The 16389-nt window shown below is 68.9% G+C and carries 11 protein-coding genes; 7 read left to right on the forward strand and 4 right to left on the reverse strand.

Annotated features, from left to right (window positions below; genetic code table 11):
- Positions 1–68: 68 nt before the first annotated feature.
- Entirely contained in the window at positions 69–1118 is a 1050-nt protein-coding gene (locus FBZ89_RS14820) for a LacI family DNA-binding transcriptional regulator (RefSeq protein WP_004274201.1), read from the forward strand.
- A gap of 159 nt (positions 1119–1277) precedes the next feature.
- Here the strand turns inward: FBZ89_RS14820 and FBZ89_RS14825 are convergent, their stop codons facing one another.
- Positions 1278–2936 carry a tryptophan halogenase family protein gene (locus tag FBZ89_RS14825; RefSeq protein ID WP_145750745.1) on the reverse strand — a complete coding sequence of 553 codons (1659 nt, stop codon included), beginning with the start codon at positions 2934–2936 and terminating at the stop codon, positions 1278–1280.
- A 355-nt stretch (positions 2937–3291) separates the two neighbouring features.
- On the opposite strand from FBZ89_RS14825, the gene FBZ89_RS14830 reads away from it, so the two are divergent.
- From FBZ89_RS14830 to FBZ89_RS30900, 5 genes are all read left to right on the forward strand, one after another.
- Positions 3292–5595: a TonB-dependent receptor gene (locus FBZ89_RS14830; protein WP_246172226.1), complete on the forward strand. Its 2304-nt coding sequence runs from the start codon at positions 3292–3294 to the stop codon at positions 5593–5595.
- Between the two features lie 226 nt (positions 5596–5821).
- Entirely contained in the window at positions 5822–6889 is a 1068-nt protein-coding gene (locus tag FBZ89_RS14835; RefSeq protein WP_145750746.1) for a LacI family DNA-binding transcriptional regulator, read from the forward strand.
- 53 nt (positions 6890–6942) lie between these two features.
- Positions 6943–8397 (forward strand): D-xylose transporter XylE, encoded by a 1455-nt coding sequence (gene xylE, locus FBZ89_RS14840; RefSeq protein ID WP_145750747.1) that lies wholly within the window; start codon positions 6943–6945, stop codon positions 8395–8397.
- A gap of 98 nt (positions 8398–8495) precedes the next feature.
- Positions 8496–10085 (forward strand): MFS transporter, encoded by a 1590-nt coding sequence (locus tag FBZ89_RS14845; RefSeq protein ID WP_211115240.1) that lies wholly within the window; start codon positions 8496–8498, stop codon positions 10083–10085.
- 106 nt (positions 10086–10191) lie between these two features.
- Complete coding sequence (locus FBZ89_RS30900; RefSeq protein ID WP_186457375.1) at positions 10192–11781, forward strand: hypothetical protein; 1590 nt, start codon at positions 10192–10194, stop codon at positions 11779–11781.
- A 6-nt stretch (positions 11782–11787) separates the two neighbouring features.
- Here FBZ89_RS30900 and FBZ89_RS14855 read toward each other — a convergent pair whose 3' ends face one another.
- The 3 genes from FBZ89_RS14855 to FBZ89_RS14865 all read right to left on the reverse strand — a co-directional run bounded on the left by FBZ89_RS14855 (position 11788) and on the right by FBZ89_RS14865 (position 15063).
- A complete protein-coding gene (locus FBZ89_RS14855; RefSeq protein WP_145750748.1) occupies positions 11788–12978 on the reverse strand; it encodes an SEL1-like repeat protein in 1191 nt (396 codons plus the stop codon).
- A gap of 97 nt (positions 12979–13075) precedes the next feature.
- Positions 13076–14062, reverse strand: coding sequence for a tetratricopeptide repeat protein (locus tag FBZ89_RS14860; protein WP_145750749.1), 987 nt, complete (start codon positions 14060–14062; stop codon positions 13076–13078).
- Positions 14063–14094: 32 nt separating this feature from the next.
- Positions 14095–15063 (reverse strand): LysR family transcriptional regulator, encoded by a 969-nt coding sequence (locus tag FBZ89_RS14865; protein WP_145750750.1) that lies wholly within the window; start codon positions 15061–15063, stop codon positions 14095–14097.
- Positions 15064–15142: 79 nt separating this feature from the next.
- On the opposite strand from FBZ89_RS14865, the gene FBZ89_RS14870 reads away from it, so the two are divergent.
- The gene (locus tag FBZ89_RS14870) at positions 15143–16381 is read left to right on the forward strand and encodes an acyl-CoA dehydrogenase family protein (RefSeq protein WP_145750751.1); all 1239 of its coding nucleotides are present in this window, start codon (positions 15143–15145) and stop codon (positions 16379–16381) included.
- Positions 16382–16389: the final 8 nt, after the last annotated feature.

A 16389-nucleotide genomic window follows, 5' to 3' on the forward strand; every position in this document is an offset into this window, starting at 1 on the left:
GCGATTGTGAGCCCGCGCCGGCCCCAGGGATGGGGAAGCGGCACCGATATAGGGATGGGAGTGGACATATGGCGGGGCCTGACCGCAAGCCGACGATCATCGATGTGGCGCGCCTGGCGGGGGCGTCCATCAAGACGGTGTCGCGGGTCATCAACAAGGAACGCTATGTCAGCCCCGACATGCAGGAGCGCATCGAGAAGGCGGTGGCCGAGCTGGGCTATCAGCCCAACATGATGGCCCGCAGCCTGGCCAGCGAACGCTCCAACCTCATCGGCCACCTCTACGGCGACGCCGGCGGCCCTTACACCCTGGAAATCCAGGTGGGTCTGCTGAACCGCTGCCGCGCCCACGGCTACCACCTGATGATCGAGGAAATCGATTATCGCAGCCCCAACGTGGAACAGCGGGCCAGCGCCATCGTGAACCAGATGCGCCTGGACGGCGTGGTGCTGACGGCCCCTGTGACCGACAACCCCATCGTGCTGCGGATTTTGGAGGAGGCGGGCGTGCCTTACGTCCGCGTGACGCCGCAGCAGGAATCGGAAACCTCCCCCTCCGTCCGCATCGATGAACGGCAGGCGGCCTACACCCTGACCCAGCACCTGTTGGCCCTGGGCCACCGGCGCATCGGCTTCATCAAGGGCAAGGCCAACCACACCGCCACCATCCTGCGCTACACCGGCTATTGCGAGGCGCTGACCGACGCCGGCGTCACGGTGGACCCGGTGCTGGTGGAGCAGGGGGAGTTCACCTACGCCTCCGCCGTGGCCTGCGCCCGCCGCCTGCTGGACCAGCCGCACCGCCCCACCGCCATCTTCGCCAGCAACGACGAAATGGCGGCCGCCGTGGTGGCGGAGGCGCACAACCGCGGCTTCAGCCTGCCGGCCAACCTGTCGGTGGTGGGTTTCGACGATACGCCGCTGGCCGAGATGATGTGGCCGCCGTTGACCACGGTGCGCCAGCCGGTGCGGGAAATGGCGGAAACGGCGGCCGACATCCTGATCGGCCTGCTGTCCCAGCGCGGTAAGGTGGACTGGCCCAAGCCCGTGCCGCACCAGGTGCTGGCCCACACCATCCTGCTGCGCCAGTCCACGGCCCGCCCGCCCGGCAAGGCGTGAATTGTTTCCAACGGCATTTGAGCGCGCCGCCCAAATGCCGTCCCTCAATCGCCGGGCGCCGCCATCCGGCGGATAGGCTTCTCCGCCGCGCCCTGCAGTGCTCCGGCGGCCCCAGTCGCGTCCCACAACGGCACGAGACTGCGTCCCATACCGCGGGCTTTACCTCCGTCCTGGCGCGGCCTGGGGCGGGCGGAAGCCGGTGCTATAGACCTCCTCCACCAGCTCGCGATGGGTGGGCAGGCTGGATACGGCCTGGGGGGCCACCGTGCGCAGGCCGCGGAACTCGTGCCGCGCCTCATCCATGCGGCGGTGCAGGGCGCGCGCCGGCTCCAGGTCGGTTTTGAAGCCCATGCCGTACAGGACGTATTGGTAGCTGGCCGGCAGGAAGGTCTCGTGGTCGGCCACGAAGTCGAAGCGCCCGGGCGGCCGGTGGGCCCAGACGGCCAGGCGGTCGCGCAGGCTCTCCGGTATGGTGGCCGGGTCGGCGTTGTCCCGCCAATAGGCACTGTCGGTACGCCGTGTGATGCAGTAGTGCAGCTTCAGGAAATCGACGATGCGCTCATACCGCTTGCCCATCAGCGCGTTGTAGGTGCGGGCGGTGGCGGCCATGGACGCGGCCGTCCCGGCGCTGTCCAGGCCCGTTTCGCCCCAGGGAAAGTATTGGGCGATCATGTGGGCCGCCACCTCGATCAGCATGATGCCGGTCGATTCCAGCGGCTCGAAAAAGCCGCCGGACAGGCCCACGGCCACACAGTTGCCCACCCACTGGGCCGTCCGGCAGCCCGAGTCGAACTTCAGCAGGCGGACGTCGCGCCCCTCGGCCGCCGGGCCCAGGTAACGGCGCAGCACCTGTTCCGCCCGGGTATCGTCGGTGTGGCGGCTGGAATAGACATAGCCGGTGCCCCGGCGGTCGTTCAGGCCGATGTCCCAGGTCCACCCCGCCTCATGCGCCGTGGCCACGGTGTAGGAAGGAATGGGCGCGTCCGGCCGGTCATAGGGCACCTGCAGCGCCACCGCCCGGTCGTTGAACAGCACGTCCTGATAGGATTTGAAGGGCACCTTCAGCGCCCGCCCGATGATCTCCGCCCGGAAGCCGCTGCAGTCGATGTAGAGGTCGGCGCTCAGGCTGCCATGCTCGCGCGTTTCCACCCGCGCCACCGCCCCGCTGCCGTCCAGCGCCACGTCGGTGACGGTGCCCACCCGGTGGCGCACGCCCAACTCGGTGGCCACGGTGCGCAGCAGCACGGCCAGGCGGTTGGCGTCGAAGTGATAGGCGTAGTTCAGTGGCGCCGCATAGGGCGGGTCGACGGGCCGCTTGGGCCCGCGCGAGGCGTCCGCCACCGCCTTCTGCAGGGTCACCGCCTCGGCGAAGGGCAGGTCACCGGCCCCGCCCAGCAGCCAGTAGGGCAGCAATTCCGGCCCGTTGCCCCCCGGTCCGTTACCGATATGGGGGAAGTTGAACGGATGGAAATAGTGGGTGTGGCCGGCCACGGCGCCCAGGGCCTGGGTCGGCGACGCGCCGGGCGCCGGCGTTTCCGCCCAGTCCACGAAATGGACGCCTTGCTTGAAGGTGGCGGTGCTTTCCCGCAGGAAGCGCGCCTCATCAATGCCGATGGCGGCCAGGGTGGAACGAATGGTGGGGAAGGTGCCCTCGCCCACGCCGATGATGCCGATGTCGCTCGATTCGATCAGGGTGATTTCTGTCCCGCCGGACAGATTGGCGCCCAAGGTCTTGGCCAGATAGGCGGCGGTCAGCCAGCCGGCGGTGCCCCCGCCCACGATCAGGATACGGCGCCGGGCGCCTTCCGCTGCGGTCATCACTTCCTCCCTCAAGGCCGCCTGTCCTCTTGGCGGAACGGCGGCGGTTCTTATGTTTCTCAAACCATTAGGGCGGGGGCGCCGCTTTTCGCGGCGGCGCCCGCCGGCTCATCACCCAGGGGTTGCCGGCCGATTTGTTGCGCTGCCGCAGGCGTCGTCCTGCACATGAGGCCAGAATACCACGGTTGCCGCCATATGACAGCGCTGTGCGACAACGTTGTCATAATTTTGTTGACAGCATTGTCGGCCCCGCTAAACATGCAACCCACAACGGCGCCGCATCCATTGGATGTGGGCGGTGACCGTCGAATATCCGCCTAGAGTAATCAGGCTAGAATAAAAGGGAGGAAGCGAGATGAAGGCGAGACTCGGACTCTATCTGCAAGCAGCGGCTGTGATTGCCCTGTCCGGCGGCGCGTACGCGCAGACCGCGACGGCCCCGGCCGGTCCCTCCGACACCATTGCCGAAATCGTCGTTACCGCGACCAAGCGTGAGACCAAGCTGCAGGAAACCCCGATCGCCGTGTCGGCGTTCAGCCAGGAAAGCCTGGACAAGCAGCAGGTCAAAGACATCACCGATCTGTCCAAGTTCGTGCCCAGCCTGCAGTTCGGCCAGCAGGGCGACCAGAACGCCATCACCCTGACCCTGCGCGGCATCGGCAACGACAGCGCCTACACCGAAGTGGCCGACCCCGAGGTCGCCATGTACGTCGACGGCATCTACTCGCCGCGCGCCCAGGGCGCCTCGGTGCTGATGTATGACATGGAACGCGTGGAAGTGCTGCGGGGCCCGCAGGGCACCCTGTTCGGCCGCAACGCCACCGTCGGCGCCGTCAGCCTGATCTCCGCCAAGCCGACCTTCGACAAGGAATACGGCAACGCCGAGGTCGTCGCCGGCTCCTACGGTCGCTTCGGCACGCGCGGCATGTTCAACCTGCCCGTCTCCGACAAGCTGGCTTTCCGCGTCGCCTTCGTGACGGACAAGCACGACGGCTACGTCGATTACCAGCCGGCGCCGAACGTCCCGGGCGTGAACCCGGCCGCCTATGTGACCAGCGGTCCGAAGTACTACGCCGGCGACCAGAAGTCGTTCCGCGTCAGCGGCGCCTGGCGCCCGACGGACCGCTTCAGCTGGGACCTGAACTTCGAGTGGTATGAAGACACCGGCACCCCGGTCGAGCCGCTGATGCAGACCCCACGTCCGGGCACGAACCTGTGGTCGGTGCAGGCCGACACCGCGCCGTTCCAGGACCGCACCGCGAAGTCCGTCCACAGCAAGATGGACTACGATATCAACGACTACCTGCAGCTGTCCTACATCGCCGGCGCGTCCTGGCTGGGCGGCAACAACCAGGTGGACGCCGACAGCGGCGTGCTGCCGCCGACCAGCGCCACCACGCCGTCCGGCGCGTTCGAGCAGAACAGCACCGTCTGGTCCAGCTACGACTTCTTCAGCCACGAACTGCAGCTGAAGTCGTCGGGCGTGCACACCATCGACTGGATCCTGGGTGCGTACTACTCGCACGAAACCAACAAGATCCGCTTCGACATCGACCAGGCCAACGGCTACCGCCTGGGCACCTTCAGCTGGGCCGGCAGCTTCATCCAGTCCGATCGTGAGATCGAGTCGGCCGCCGGCTTCGGCCAGGCGACCTGGCACGTCACCGACGACATCCGCCTGACGGGCGGCCTGCGCTACACCCGCGACGACAAGGAAGACATCGGCGGCCGCAACGTCACCTGCAACGGCTGCACCCAGGGCATCTTCGGCCGCGACCCCTACTCGATCCCCGGCTACACGGCGTCGCCCAACGACGTCTATGGCCAGTGGAGCAAGGCCACTTGGTTGGTCCGCGCCGACGCCGACATCATCAAGGACGTGCTGATGACCTATGCCAGCGTCGGCACGGGCTTCAAGTCGGGCAACATCGAGGACGGCGGCAAGCTGGCCGGTCCCGAGACGCTGACCAACTATGAAGTCGGCGCCAAGACGACGCTGTTCGGCGGCCGCGCCACCTTCAACGTGGCGGCCTATTATGAAGACTTCACGGGCTATCAGGTGAACCAGGCGGTCACCACCCGTGACGCCGCCGGCCATGTCATCGGCTCGCAGATCGTGACCCAGAACGCCCAGGGCGCCAAGGCCTACGGCCTGGAGGCCGAACTGGCCGCCAAGGTCACGCCGCGGGACACGATCAACCTGTCGCTGTCCGCCCAGCACACCGAGATGGAAGAACTGCAGAGCATCGACGCCCGCCTGTACAGCGGCGGCGACGTTTCCCACCTGGTCGAGCTGAAGGGCAACGAGCTGCCTCACGCCCCGGCCCTGTCGGGCACCGTCGGGTACGAGCACGTGTTCGACCTGCCCAACGGCGGCACCCTGACCCCGCGCGTCTCCACCCATTTTGAGACCCGCAGCTACCTGTCCTTCTTCAACGCCGGCACGTACGACGAGCAGAAGGCCTATACCCGCACCGACCTGGCCGTCCGTTACGACGCCCCCAGCGGCAAGTGGTCCTTGGAAGGCTTCGTCCAGAACGTGGAAAACGCCAACATCAAGTCCAATGCCGGTGCCTTCGGCGGCCCGGCGACCCCGGTGTGGACGGCCGTGTACCAGCCGCCCCAGACCTGGGGTGTGCGGGCCCACGCCAGCTTCTGATCCGGTTCGTTCGCGTTGTTCGACCCCCGGGGCGCGGGGGGCTCTCCCCTTCCGCGCCCCGGTGTTTTCCCCTTCTTGGCAGGATACTCTCTCCCCGAATCCTGCGCCTTGATGGGCGGTGCCCCCGCACCGCCCATCCCTTTATCCCCCTGTCGCCATCGCTGTTCGGCGCCACGATGACAACGCGTCACGTCGCCTGATTCCGCCCCTGATTTGGGAGACCCCATTGGCCCAGCCAGAGAAGCGGTCGATCACCATTCGGGAGGTCGCGGACCTGGCCAAGGTGTCCATCAAGACCGTATCGCGGGTCATCAACCGCGAGGCCGGCGTTTCCCACGAGACGCACGCCCGGGTCATGGACGCCATCGCCCGCCTGGACTACCGCCCCAACCTGAACGCCCGGGGCTTGGCCGGCGACCGCTCCTTCCTCATCGGCCTGTTTTATGACAACCCCAGCGCCCATTATATGAGCGATGTGCAGGCCGGTGCCGTGGCCCGTTGCCGCGAGGGCGGCTTCCATCTGCTGGTGGAGCCCTGGGACAGCACCGATCCCACCGTGGGCGACCAGGTCCTGAACCTCATTTCCCAGCTGCGGCTGGAGGGTGTCATCCTGACGCCGCCGCTGGTCGACCATGCCGGCGTGCTGGAGGCCCTGCGCACCTCGCGCATTCCGCTGGTGCGCATAGCGCCGGACACGGACCGCGAGACGGCGCCCTTCGTCTACATGGACGACTACGCGGCCTCCCGCCAGATGACGGCCTATCTCATCAGCCTGGGCCACCGCCGCATCGGCTTTCTGCTGGGCCATCCCGACCACGGCGCCACCGAACAGCGCTACCGCGGCTTCCGGGATGAGCTGGCGGAACACCGCATCCCCCTGGATCCGGAGCTGGTGCGCCCAGGCCACTTCTCCTACCGCATCGGCATGGCTTGCGCGGAACAGCTGCTGACCCTGGCCGACCGCCCCACCGCCATCTTCGCCAGCAATGACGACATGGCGGCGGCCTCCGTCGCGGTGGCGCAGCGCCTGGGCCTGTCGGTGCCGGCCGACCTGTCGGTTGCGGGCTTTGACGACACGCCGGTGGCGCGCATCATCTGGCCGCAGCTGACCACCATCCGCCAGCCCATCAGCCGCATGGCGGCGGCGGCGGCGGACCTGCTGATCGACCGGGCGGTGCGGCGCCAGCCGTGGACCCACCCCATGCCGCGCCGGCTGCTGGAGTTCGAGGTGGTGGTGCGGGAATCGACCGCCCCGCCATCCAGCGTGCCGTCCCTTGGCCGCGCCCGGCGCTGACCCAACCCAACACCGAAGGCGCGCGGGTACCGATCCCGCGCGGGAGGACTGTCATGGCCAGTGATGTGAGACTTAAGGGCGGGCATGACGCGCATGCCGGCTCTGGCCTGGTGGTGATGCTGACCCTGGTCGCCACCCTGGGCGGCCTGTTGTTCGGCTACGACACCGCCGTCATCTCGGGTGCCGTGAAGTCCATCGACGCCAACTTCATCGACCCCTTGGGCCTGGCCGACACGGCGCGCGACAGCCTGTCGGGCTTCACCATCTCCAGCGCCCTCATCGGCTGCATCTTCGGCGGCATGATCGCCGGTTGGATGGCCGATCGCTTCGGGCGCAAGCGCGGCCTGTTCCTGGCGGCCGTGCTGTTCCTGGTCTCCGCCATCGGGTCGGCCTTGCCGGAACTGGGGCTGGGCACCGTCGGCCGCATGGGGCCGGCGGCACTGACGCCCTTCATCATCTATCGCGTCATCTGCGGCGTCGGCGTGGGCATCGCCAGCATGCTGTCGCCGCTGTACATCGCGGAGATCGCGCCGCCGCACGCCCGCGGCCGCCTCATCTCCTTCAACCAGATGGCCATCGTGCTGGGCATCGCCGGCGTCTATTTCGTGAACTGGGCCATCGCCGCCCAGGGCGACACCGCCTGGCTGAACAGCGTCGGCTGGCGCTGGATGCTGGGATCGGAGGCGTTGCCCGCCGCCCTGTTCCTGGTGCTGCTGGCCTTCGTGCCCGACACGCCGCGCTGGCTGATCAAGGTGGGCCGCACGGCGGAGGCGGAGGCCACGCTGACACGGCTGATGGGCCCGGCCGAGGCCGCCCTCACCCGGCGGGAGATCGAGGGCAGCCTGGTGCAGCATACCGACCGCCTGCTGGCCTACGGCGTCCTGGTGCTGGCGGTGGGCATCATGCTGTCGCTGTTCCAGCAGCTGGTGGGCATCAACGCCGTGCTCTATTACGCCCCGCTGATGTTCGAGAACATGGGGGCGGGCACCGACAGCGCGTTGCTGCAGACCGTGGTGGTGGGGGCGGCCAATGTGGTGTTCACCCTGGTGGCCATGGTCACGGTGGACCGGCTGGGACGCAAGCCGCTGCTGATCGCCGGTTCTGCCGTTATGGCGGTCGCCATGCTGGCCCTGGGTTTCCTCTTGAACCTGCACCAGATGGGCATCGGCGCGCTGGTGGCGGTGGTGGTCTACGTCGCCGGCTTTGCCTTTTCATGGGGGCCCGTCGTCTGGGTGCTGCTGGCGGAGATCTTCCCCAACCCCATCAAGGGCAAGGCGCTCAGCATCGCGGTGGCGGCCCAGTGGATCGCCAATTGGGTAGTGTCCTGGTCGTTCAAGGTGCTGGACGGCAACGCCGCGCTGAACGCCATGTTCAACCACGGCTTCGCCTATTACCTCTATGGTGCCTTCAGCATCCTGGCCGGCCTGTTCGTCTGGCGCTTCGTCCCCGAAACCAAGGGCCGCAGCCTGGAGGAGATGGAGGGCGTATGGAAAGCGACCGGCCGCTGAGCCTTCCTTCTGGCGGTTGATAGCGCTCACAGCTATAGGTTGGATGGCGCGCCAGGGTAGGGACGGGCCGCTTCCTTTTCTCCGGCAAGGTGGTTCGGGTGGCGTCGTTGTTCGAGACTGGTCCCGGGGACGGGGACAGGGTGTTGGCCGACCGGCGGGCGGTGCTGGCCTTCTGGGTCGGGTGCGCCGTGGTGACCCTGGGCGTGGTCCTGCACCTGCCCATGTTCCTGATGGCCAAGGACGTCGGCTATCGCCTGGCCGACATGCCGATGGACATGGGCATGACCATCGGCATGGGCCTGATCGTCGTAGGCGTCCTCATCGCCGCCTATGGGCTGCTGCCGCGGAGGACGGCGGTGGCGGCCGTCGACCTCGCCGTGGTGCATGACGACGGTCCGCTGCGCGCGGCGCACTGGCGGCTGATGGCGGTCATCGTCGTGGCCCTGGTCATCGACGTCATGAAGCCGGCCAGCCTGGGCTTCGTCCTGCCCGGCATGCGCGATGAATACGGCGTGGACAAGATGACCGTGGCCTGGCTGCCCATGGCCGCGCTGGCCGGCACGGTCGTGGGCTCCTTGATCTGGGGCGCGCTGGCCGATGTCTATGGCCGCCGCGCTTCCATCCTGCTGTCTTCCGTCATGTTCGTCGGCACCTCCATCTGCGGCGCCATGCCCGATTTCTGGTGGAACGTGGCCATGTGCTTCCTCATGGGCGCGGCGGCGGGGGGCATGTTGCCGGTGGCCTACGCGCTGCTGGCGGAAACCATGCCGCTGCGCCATCGCGGCTGGAACCTGGTGCTGGTGGGTGGCTTGGGGGGCATTGGCGGCTACCTGGCGGCCAGCGGCCTGTCGGCCCTGCTCCAGCCCCTGTATGGCTGGCGCATCATGTGGCTGCTGAACCTGCCCACGGGCTTGATCCTGGTCTTTCTCAACGGCCAAATCCCGGAATCACCCCATTTCCTGCTGCTGCGTGGCCGCCTGCGCGAGGCGGAGCGCACCCTGGCCCGCTTCGGCGCCGCCCTGACGCGCGAGGCGGAGGGCGCGCCCGCGTCCAAGGGGGGCGAGACTCACTTCCTCAGCGGCCGCACCCTAGCCCTGACGGTCACCGCCCTGGCGTGGAGCTTCACCAATTTCGGGCTGCTGCTGTGGCTGCCGGCCGAATTGACGGCCCGGGGCATGGATGTGGTCGTGTCCAGCCGCCTGTTGGCGGCGTCCGCCCTTATCGCTTGCCCGACCATCGCGGTGGCGGCGCTGCTCTATTTCCGCTGGAGCACGAAGTGGACGCTGGCGCTGATGATCATCGTCGCCATCGCCGGCCTGGGCGGCGTCATGCGCCTGGGCGACGGGGCCGGCCTGCTGGACGTGGTGGCGCCGGTGGCGCTGCTGATCGTCGGCAGCAACGGCATCCTGGCCGTGCTGCTGCCCTACACGGCCGAGAATTACGCCGTGGGCCTGCGCGGCCGCGCCACCGGTTGGGTCGCCGGATGCAGCAAGGCCGGCGGCCTGGTGACCCAGTGCCTGGCCATCGCGGCGCTGGTGCCGGGCCTGGGAACCCTGGCGCTGGCCATTTGCGGCCTGATGGCGGCCTCACTCCTGCTGGTCATCTATTTTGGATCCGAAACACGGGTTGGCCGGCGGGATGCGGATCCTCCGCAGACGGCGGCAGCGGCGGAAACCAGCGGCGCTTGAGGCCACCTGCCCCAGCGGGGTACCCCGATCGTGCGAGTTCTCCCCGGCCTGCGGTAGCGGCACCATAGCCATTCGGCGCTGTGCGAACGGGAGTGTTGGCGGCGGCATGCCAAATCTGATCAACAAAATTGCGACCTGGTGGCTGGGGGAGGGTGAGCAGCCGGCGGCACCTGCCCGTCCCGCCCGTCCGGGCGCCGTCGAACCCATTACGCCGGACGCGGGCCCGGACGATATCCAGAACAGGCTGGGCGCCATCCTGGAGCATCAGGCGCGGGTCAGTGCCGGAACGGTCCAGCTTCTGGGCCTGGAAAGCTTGAAGGAAAAGCTGGGGTCCCGCTGGCCTCCGGTACGCGACCGCGTGCACCAGCTGGCCGAACGCCTGCTGAACCAGTCGCTGGGCCCTGGCGACGTGGTGTTTCCCTATGGCCCCGACACCTATCTGGTGGTCTTCGCCCAGATGGACGAACGCGCGGCCGGCCTGCTCTGCGCCCGCGTGCTGCAGGACCTGCAGCGCCTGCTTCTGGGCGATGCCGACACCGCCACCATCGTGGTGCGCACCGCCGTACGCCAAGTCACGGGCGACCTGGTGCTGAAGCCCCATCGCCTGGCAGACCTGTTGGCCGGCACCGCCCGCGCCGAGGCCTTGGCCAAGGGGCGGGGGGAGGGGGCACCAGCGTCGGGAAAGGCCGCGCCCGGCTGGACCGATTTGCACGGCGCGCCAGGCCGTGGCGGGGGCGGCACCCTCATCCAGGGCACGGCCGGCGGCTCCGGCGATCCCGGCTGGATGCCCTTGCCCAGCCAGGGCGGCCGGACGGGCGCGTCCGGCTTCCGCCAGGGCGAGGTGACGGCCGCCTGGGCGGCGCATGGCCAGCTGGGACCGCTGGAAATCGTCTACCGCCCGGTCTGGGACGCCAACCACCAGGCGCTGTGCCTGTACATCACCCGGGGGCGGCGCATGCGCCGGGGCGGGCAGGCCGTCTATGGCTACGACACCATCCCCCAGGCGGCGGGCCCCCAGGCGGCGGGCGGCGGGACCCTGTCGGCCGAAACCCTGAACGCCATTCTGGACCTGGATGAGGAAGCGATGCGCCAGGCCATCGCCGCCTATCTGGAACTCTACGACAACCGCTTCCGCTTCTTCCTGTCGCTGCCCGTGCATTACGAAACGCTGGCCGGGGTGCAGCGCCGCCGGTCCTACGTGGCGCTGGCCAGCCGCATCCCGGCCCACCTCGTCCCTTTCCTGACCTATCACCTGGTGGGCTTGCCCGAGGGCACGCCCACCGGGCGGCTGGCGGACTTCGTCACCGCCCTGCGCCCCTTTGGCCGCAACCTGATGGTGGGCGTGGCCCTGGGGCGCCAGGACATGGGCACGCTGGCCGCGGCGGGGGTCAAGGGCGTAGGCGTCATCCTGCCCGGCGCCGGGGACAGGACGGCCATTGACCACCCCGGGGCGGAGCGTCTCAGCCCGGAACGGGTGGCGACCGACCTGGGCCTGGTGGGGGCCGAGGCCCGGCGCCATCACCTGAAACTCTATGTCGAGGGCGTGGACTCGGTGGAGACGGAAGGGCTGGTGGACCGCGTGGGCGCCGACTTCATCGCCGGCGACTTGATCGGCGGCTGGACGGAAGCGCCGGAACACATCGTGCGCATGTCCCGTGTCGACCTGCTGGCCAATTCCCGGCACCCGCCGGGATGACCCACGTCACTGGGGCGCGGGCGGCAGCTTGGCGCGCAGCCGGGCGGCCTCCGCCGTGTCTTGGGGTATCCCGTCGCCTTGCGCGTACATGGCGGCCAGCAAGGCCGTGGCCATGGGTTCCCCCTGGTCAGCGGCCAAGCGCAGCCAGCGGACCGCCTGCTGGGGATCTTTCTCGACCCCTAAACCTGATTTGTATAGGCGCCCCATGGCCGATTGCGCCATCGCCTGCCCGTTCTCGGCAGCCTTGCGCCACCATAGAATGCCCTGCGCTTCATCCTTGGCGACGCCCAGGCCCTGGATATAAAGCAGACCGGTCAGGAACTGGGCGCGGGTGTTGCCCTGGTCGGCGGCCAGATGGGCCCAGTGGAAACTCCGGGCTGGGTCCTTGGGCACTCCCCGCCCCTGGAAATACAGATCGGCCAGGATGGCACTGGCGGTGGCGTCACCCTTTTCCGCCGATAGCTGCAGCCATTTGGCCGCCTCCGCCGGGTCATGCGGCACCTGGGGGTCTTCCAGATAGGCGATGGCCAGCCGGGTCTGGGCCATGGCAAAGCCCTGTTCCGCTGCCTGACGGAACAGGCGCATGGCCTCGGCCATGTCGCGGGGCACGCCTTCTCCATTGGAGTACTGCACGCCCAGATCCAGCGCCGCCTCGGCCGATCCGCCGGCGATGGCCAGTCGGTTCAGGCGCGTGGCCTCGGCCAGATCGCGCCCGGTGCCCTCGCCCAGCTGGTACATCTTGGCCAGCTTGGTCTCGGCCAGGATATTGCCTTGGTTGGCGGATAGTTTGTAAAGACGGACTGCTTCGGCCAGGTTGCGTTCAACCCCGCTGGCATCGACATAGTGCGCTGCCAGTAGAGCCTGCCCATCGGCGCTGCCCGCATCGGCGGCTTGACGGAACAGGGCTGCCGCCTTGACGTGGTCGACCGAAACCCCCTGGCCCGCGTCATAAACCAAGCCCAGGAAGACCATGCCATTGGTGTCGCCTTGACGTGCCGCTTCCGTCATGGCCGGGATGGCATCCACCACTTCCTGCAAGGAGAGGCCCTCGATGACCGGGGTCTGGGGGACCGGGGTCTGGGGCTTGGCGGCTTCTGCCGTTGCCGCCCAGGCGGGCAGGATGGCGCCAAGGGCCACGGCCGTCAGGGCGGGCGATAGAGCGCGCATAAGGAAAGGGTGGTAGTTCCGCCGGCCCATTTGATCGCCCCCACGGCATCGCCCATTGGTGCAACATTGCACATGCCAGACGTGCCATGGGCCGGACGGTGGTGCAAGGCCGGATAGCTTGTCACCGTCACTGTGGCGTGGGCCCCGGCCGCTGGTCGGGGGGCAGCTTGGCCCACAGGCGCCGCGCCTCCGCCGGGTCCTTGGGCGCGCCGTCGCCGTTCTCGTACATCTGCGCCAGCAGGGCTATGGCGCCCTGTTCGCCGCCGTCCGCCGCCTTGCGCAGCCAGTGCAGCGCCTGGGCGTCGTCGTGCGCGACACCCTCGCCCTGGCGGTACTGGAAGCCCAGCGCGAACTGGGCGGGAACCCAGCCGCGTTCCGCCGCCATCATGTTCCAGCGCGCCGCCTCCACCGGGTCCTTGGCGACGCCCACGCCGGCCAGGTAAATGGCCCCCATCTGGCCCTGGGCGCGGACGAAGCCCTGGCTGGCCGCCTGCTTGTACAGGCGCGCCGCCTCCGTCGGGTTGGGCGGCACGCCGGCGCCGTTCTGGTACATCCAGCCCAGGTTGGTCTGGCCGGCGGGGTCGCCCTGGCGGGCGCCCAGGGTGTAGAGGCGCACCGCCTCCGCCACGTTCTTGGGCACGCCGCTGCCGTTCTCGTAATGCCAGCCCAGGCTGACCTGGCCGCGGGCGTTGCCCTGGTCGGCCGCCAGCTTGTACAGGCGCGCGGCCTCCGCCGGGTCCTTGGGCAGGCCGTTGCTGCCCTGATCGTACAGCACGGCCAGCCCCACCTGGGCCTGGGCGTTGCCCTTCTCCACCGCCTGGCGCAGATAGGCCAGGGCCTTGTCCTGGTCCACGGCCACGCCCAGGCCCTGACCATAAATCTTGGACAGCTCCACCATGGCGCCGGCGTCGCCCTGGCCCGCCAGCTGGGTCAGCGTGGGCAGCGCCCCGGCGTAGTCGTGCCGGGCCATGGCCAGCCGCGCCACGGCCAGGTCGGACGCGTTGTCGGCCCAGGCCGGACCCGCGCCTCCGCCGAATGCCAGCAGGGCGACGACGGCCAGAGACATGGCCAGCTTCGACCGGTGATGGGCGGTTTGGTGCGGGGATCGCGGCATGGGGTATGGTCCTTGGCCGAAAATGGGGCCCGTCAGGTCGGGCGCAGAACGTCGCGCAGCCAGCGGTTGGCGGGGTCATCGTCACTGGCACGATGCCAATAGAGATTAAACGCCAATGGCGGCATGTCCAGAGGCAGGGGCAGGGTGACCAGGGCCCCCCGGCTGCCGTCCACCAGCGGCTGGCTGTGGTGCCGGCCCATGGTCAGCAGCAGGCCGCCGCCTTTCAGGCCCGCTTCCGCTACCACGCGGCAGGCGGTCTCATACCGTTGGCAGCGCAGCGAAATTTTCCGCTGTATGCCCAGGCGCAACAGGGCGTAGTCCTCCACCGCCGGACCGCTGCGGCGGGAGGAGACGGCGATGTGCGCCGCCGCCATATATCGCTCCAGATCAACGGGGGCATGGCCCGCGGCCGCGACCAGGCAGTAGTCGTCGCTCAACAGCGGCAGGTGGCGCAGGTCGGGGTCGGGCGCCAGGGTCACATCCACCGCCAGGTCCATGCGGCCCCGCGCCAGGTCGGCCTTCATGGTGGCCCGGTCCAGCCGCACGCTATCCAGCCGGGGGCTGGAGCCTTCCGCCAGGTGCCGGCGCAGGCGGGCCATCATGGCCGGCAGCAGGGCGGGCTCCACCGCTTCCGGCATGGCGATGACGGCTTGGCGCAAATCGCGGTCCGGCTGGAAATCCTGGGCGTCGGCCAGGGCCCGGCCCAGGGCCGCCAGCGCCTCGCGCACCCGGGGGGCCAGGCGGCGGGCCAGGGCGGAAGGCGCCACGCCCCGGCCGTCGCGGGGGAACAGCGGTTCGTTTCCGGCGCCCGTGGGCCCCATTCCCAGGTGCGGGCCCAGCTGGTCGCGCAGGCGGGCCAAGGCGTGGCTGACGGCCGATTGCGACAGCGCCAGCTCATCCGCCGCCCGTGTCAGGCTGCGCGCCCGGTAGACGGCGTCGAACACCCGCAGCAGGTTCAGGTCCAACCGGGAAAGCAGGCGGATATCATGAACATCATTCATGGTTTATCGCGCATAAACTTCCCATCCGTTCATGTCAATCCGGCGCTACACTCCGCCCCAACAAAGGGAGAGAACGCCGATGGATTTCCAGCCCAGCGCCCGCGGCCAGGATTACCTGGACCGTGTCCGCCGCTTCATCGCCGACCACATCGCCCCGGTGGAGGCGCAGTACTGGCGCGACGTCGCCGCCCATGACGGCCCCGACTGGACCGCCTGGCGCGTGCCGCCCAAGATGGAGGAGCTGAAGGCCCGGGCCAAGGCGGAGGGCCTGTGGAACCTGTTCCTGCCCGACCCGGAATTGGGCGCCGGCCTCAGCACCCTGGAATACGCCCCCATCGCCGAGGCCACGGGCCACAGCCTGATGGCGCCGGAGGTGTTCAACTGCAACGCCCCCGACACCGGCAATATGGAGGTGCTGTGGCGGTACGGCAGCAGTGAGCAGCAGGAACGGTGGCTGAAGCCCCTGCTGGCCGGCGAAATCCGCAGCGTCTTCAGCATGACCGAGCCGGAGGTGGCCTCCTCCGACGCCACCAACATGGCGGCCACGGCGGTGGTCGAGGGGGACGAGGTTGTGGTGACCGGCCGCAAATGGTGGTCCAGCGGCATCGGCGACCCCCGTGCCCGCATCGCCATCGTCATGGCCCGCACGCCCGATGAGGGCCGCGACCGCCATCACCAGCATTCCATGGTGCTGGTGCCCCTGGACACTCCCGGCGTGCGCATAGAGCGCATGCTGCCCGTGTTCGGCGCCTGGGACGCCCCGCATGGTCATGGCGAGGTGGTGTTCGACCGGGTGCGCGTGCCCGCATCCAACCTGATCGCCGGCCCCGGCATGGGGTTCGAGATCGCGCAAGGGCGTTTGGGCCCCGGCCGCATCCATCACTGCATGCGCTGCCTGGGCGCGGCGGAGGCGGCGTTGGACCTCATGATCCGCCGGGGCACCAGCCGCACCGCCTTCGGCCGGCCGCTGATCGACCTGGGCGGCAACCGCGAGCGGGTGGCGGAGGCGCGCGTCGCCATCGACCAGGCCCGCCTGCTGACCCTCTATGCCGCCTGGAAGATGGACAAGGTCGGGACCCAGGCGGCGCTGACCGAGATTTCCGCCATCAAGGTGGTGGCGCCCAGCGTGCTGGAACGGGTGGTGGACGATGCCATCCAGATGCATGGCGGCGCCGGCGTGTCGGGCGACACGCCGCTGGCCGGCTTCTACGCCCAGGCGCGGTCCCTGCGCCTGGCCGATGGACCGGATGAGGTGCATAAGGCCATGATCGCCCGTATCGAGCTGGCCAGGCGCGGCTACAAAAAGACACCGGCTTGAGCCATCGG

Source organism: Nitrospirillum amazonense (assembly GCF_007828045.1).
Classification (GTDB): domain Bacteria; phylum Pseudomonadota; class Alphaproteobacteria; order Azospirillales; family Azospirillaceae; genus Nitrospirillum; species Nitrospirillum amazonense_C.

What these genes read in the sequence shown, in the direction of transcription:
- FBZ89_RS14825 (WP_145750745.1), bottom strand. Translation starts at nt 2,936, where the DNA reads ATGACCGCAGCGGAAGGCGCCCGGCGCCGTATCCTGATCGTGGGCGGG.
- xylE (WP_145750747.1), top strand. Translation starts at nt 6,943, where the DNA reads ATGGCCAGTGATGTGAGACTTAAGGGCGGGCATGACGCGCATGCCGGC.
- FBZ89_RS14860 (WP_145750749.1), bottom strand. Translation starts at nt 14,062, where the DNA reads ATGCCGCGATCCCCGCACCAAACCGCCCATCACCGGTCGAAGCTGGCC.
- FBZ89_RS14830 (WP_246172226.1), top strand. Translation starts at nt 3,292, where the DNA reads ATGAAGGCGAGACTCGGACTCTATCTGCAAGCAGCGGCTGTGATTGCC.
- FBZ89_RS14865 (WP_145750750.1), bottom strand. Translation starts at nt 15,063, where the DNA reads ATGAATGATGTTCATGATATCCGCCTGCTTTCCCGGTTGGACCTGAAC.
- FBZ89_RS14855 (WP_145750748.1), bottom strand. Translation starts at nt 12,978, where the DNA reads ATGGGCCGGCGGAACTACCACCCTTTCCTTATGCGCGCTCTATCGCCC.
- FBZ89_RS14870 (WP_145750751.1), top strand. Translation starts at nt 15,143, where the DNA reads ATGGATTTCCAGCCCAGCGCCCGCGGCCAGGATTACCTGGACCGTGTC.
- FBZ89_RS30900 (WP_186457375.1), top strand. Translation starts at nt 10,192, where the DNA reads ATGCCAAATCTGATCAACAAAATTGCGACCTGGTGGCTGGGGGAGGGT.
- FBZ89_RS14820 (WP_004274201.1), top strand. Translation starts at nt 69, where the DNA reads ATGGCGGGGCCTGACCGCAAGCCGACGATCATCGATGTGGCGCGCCTG.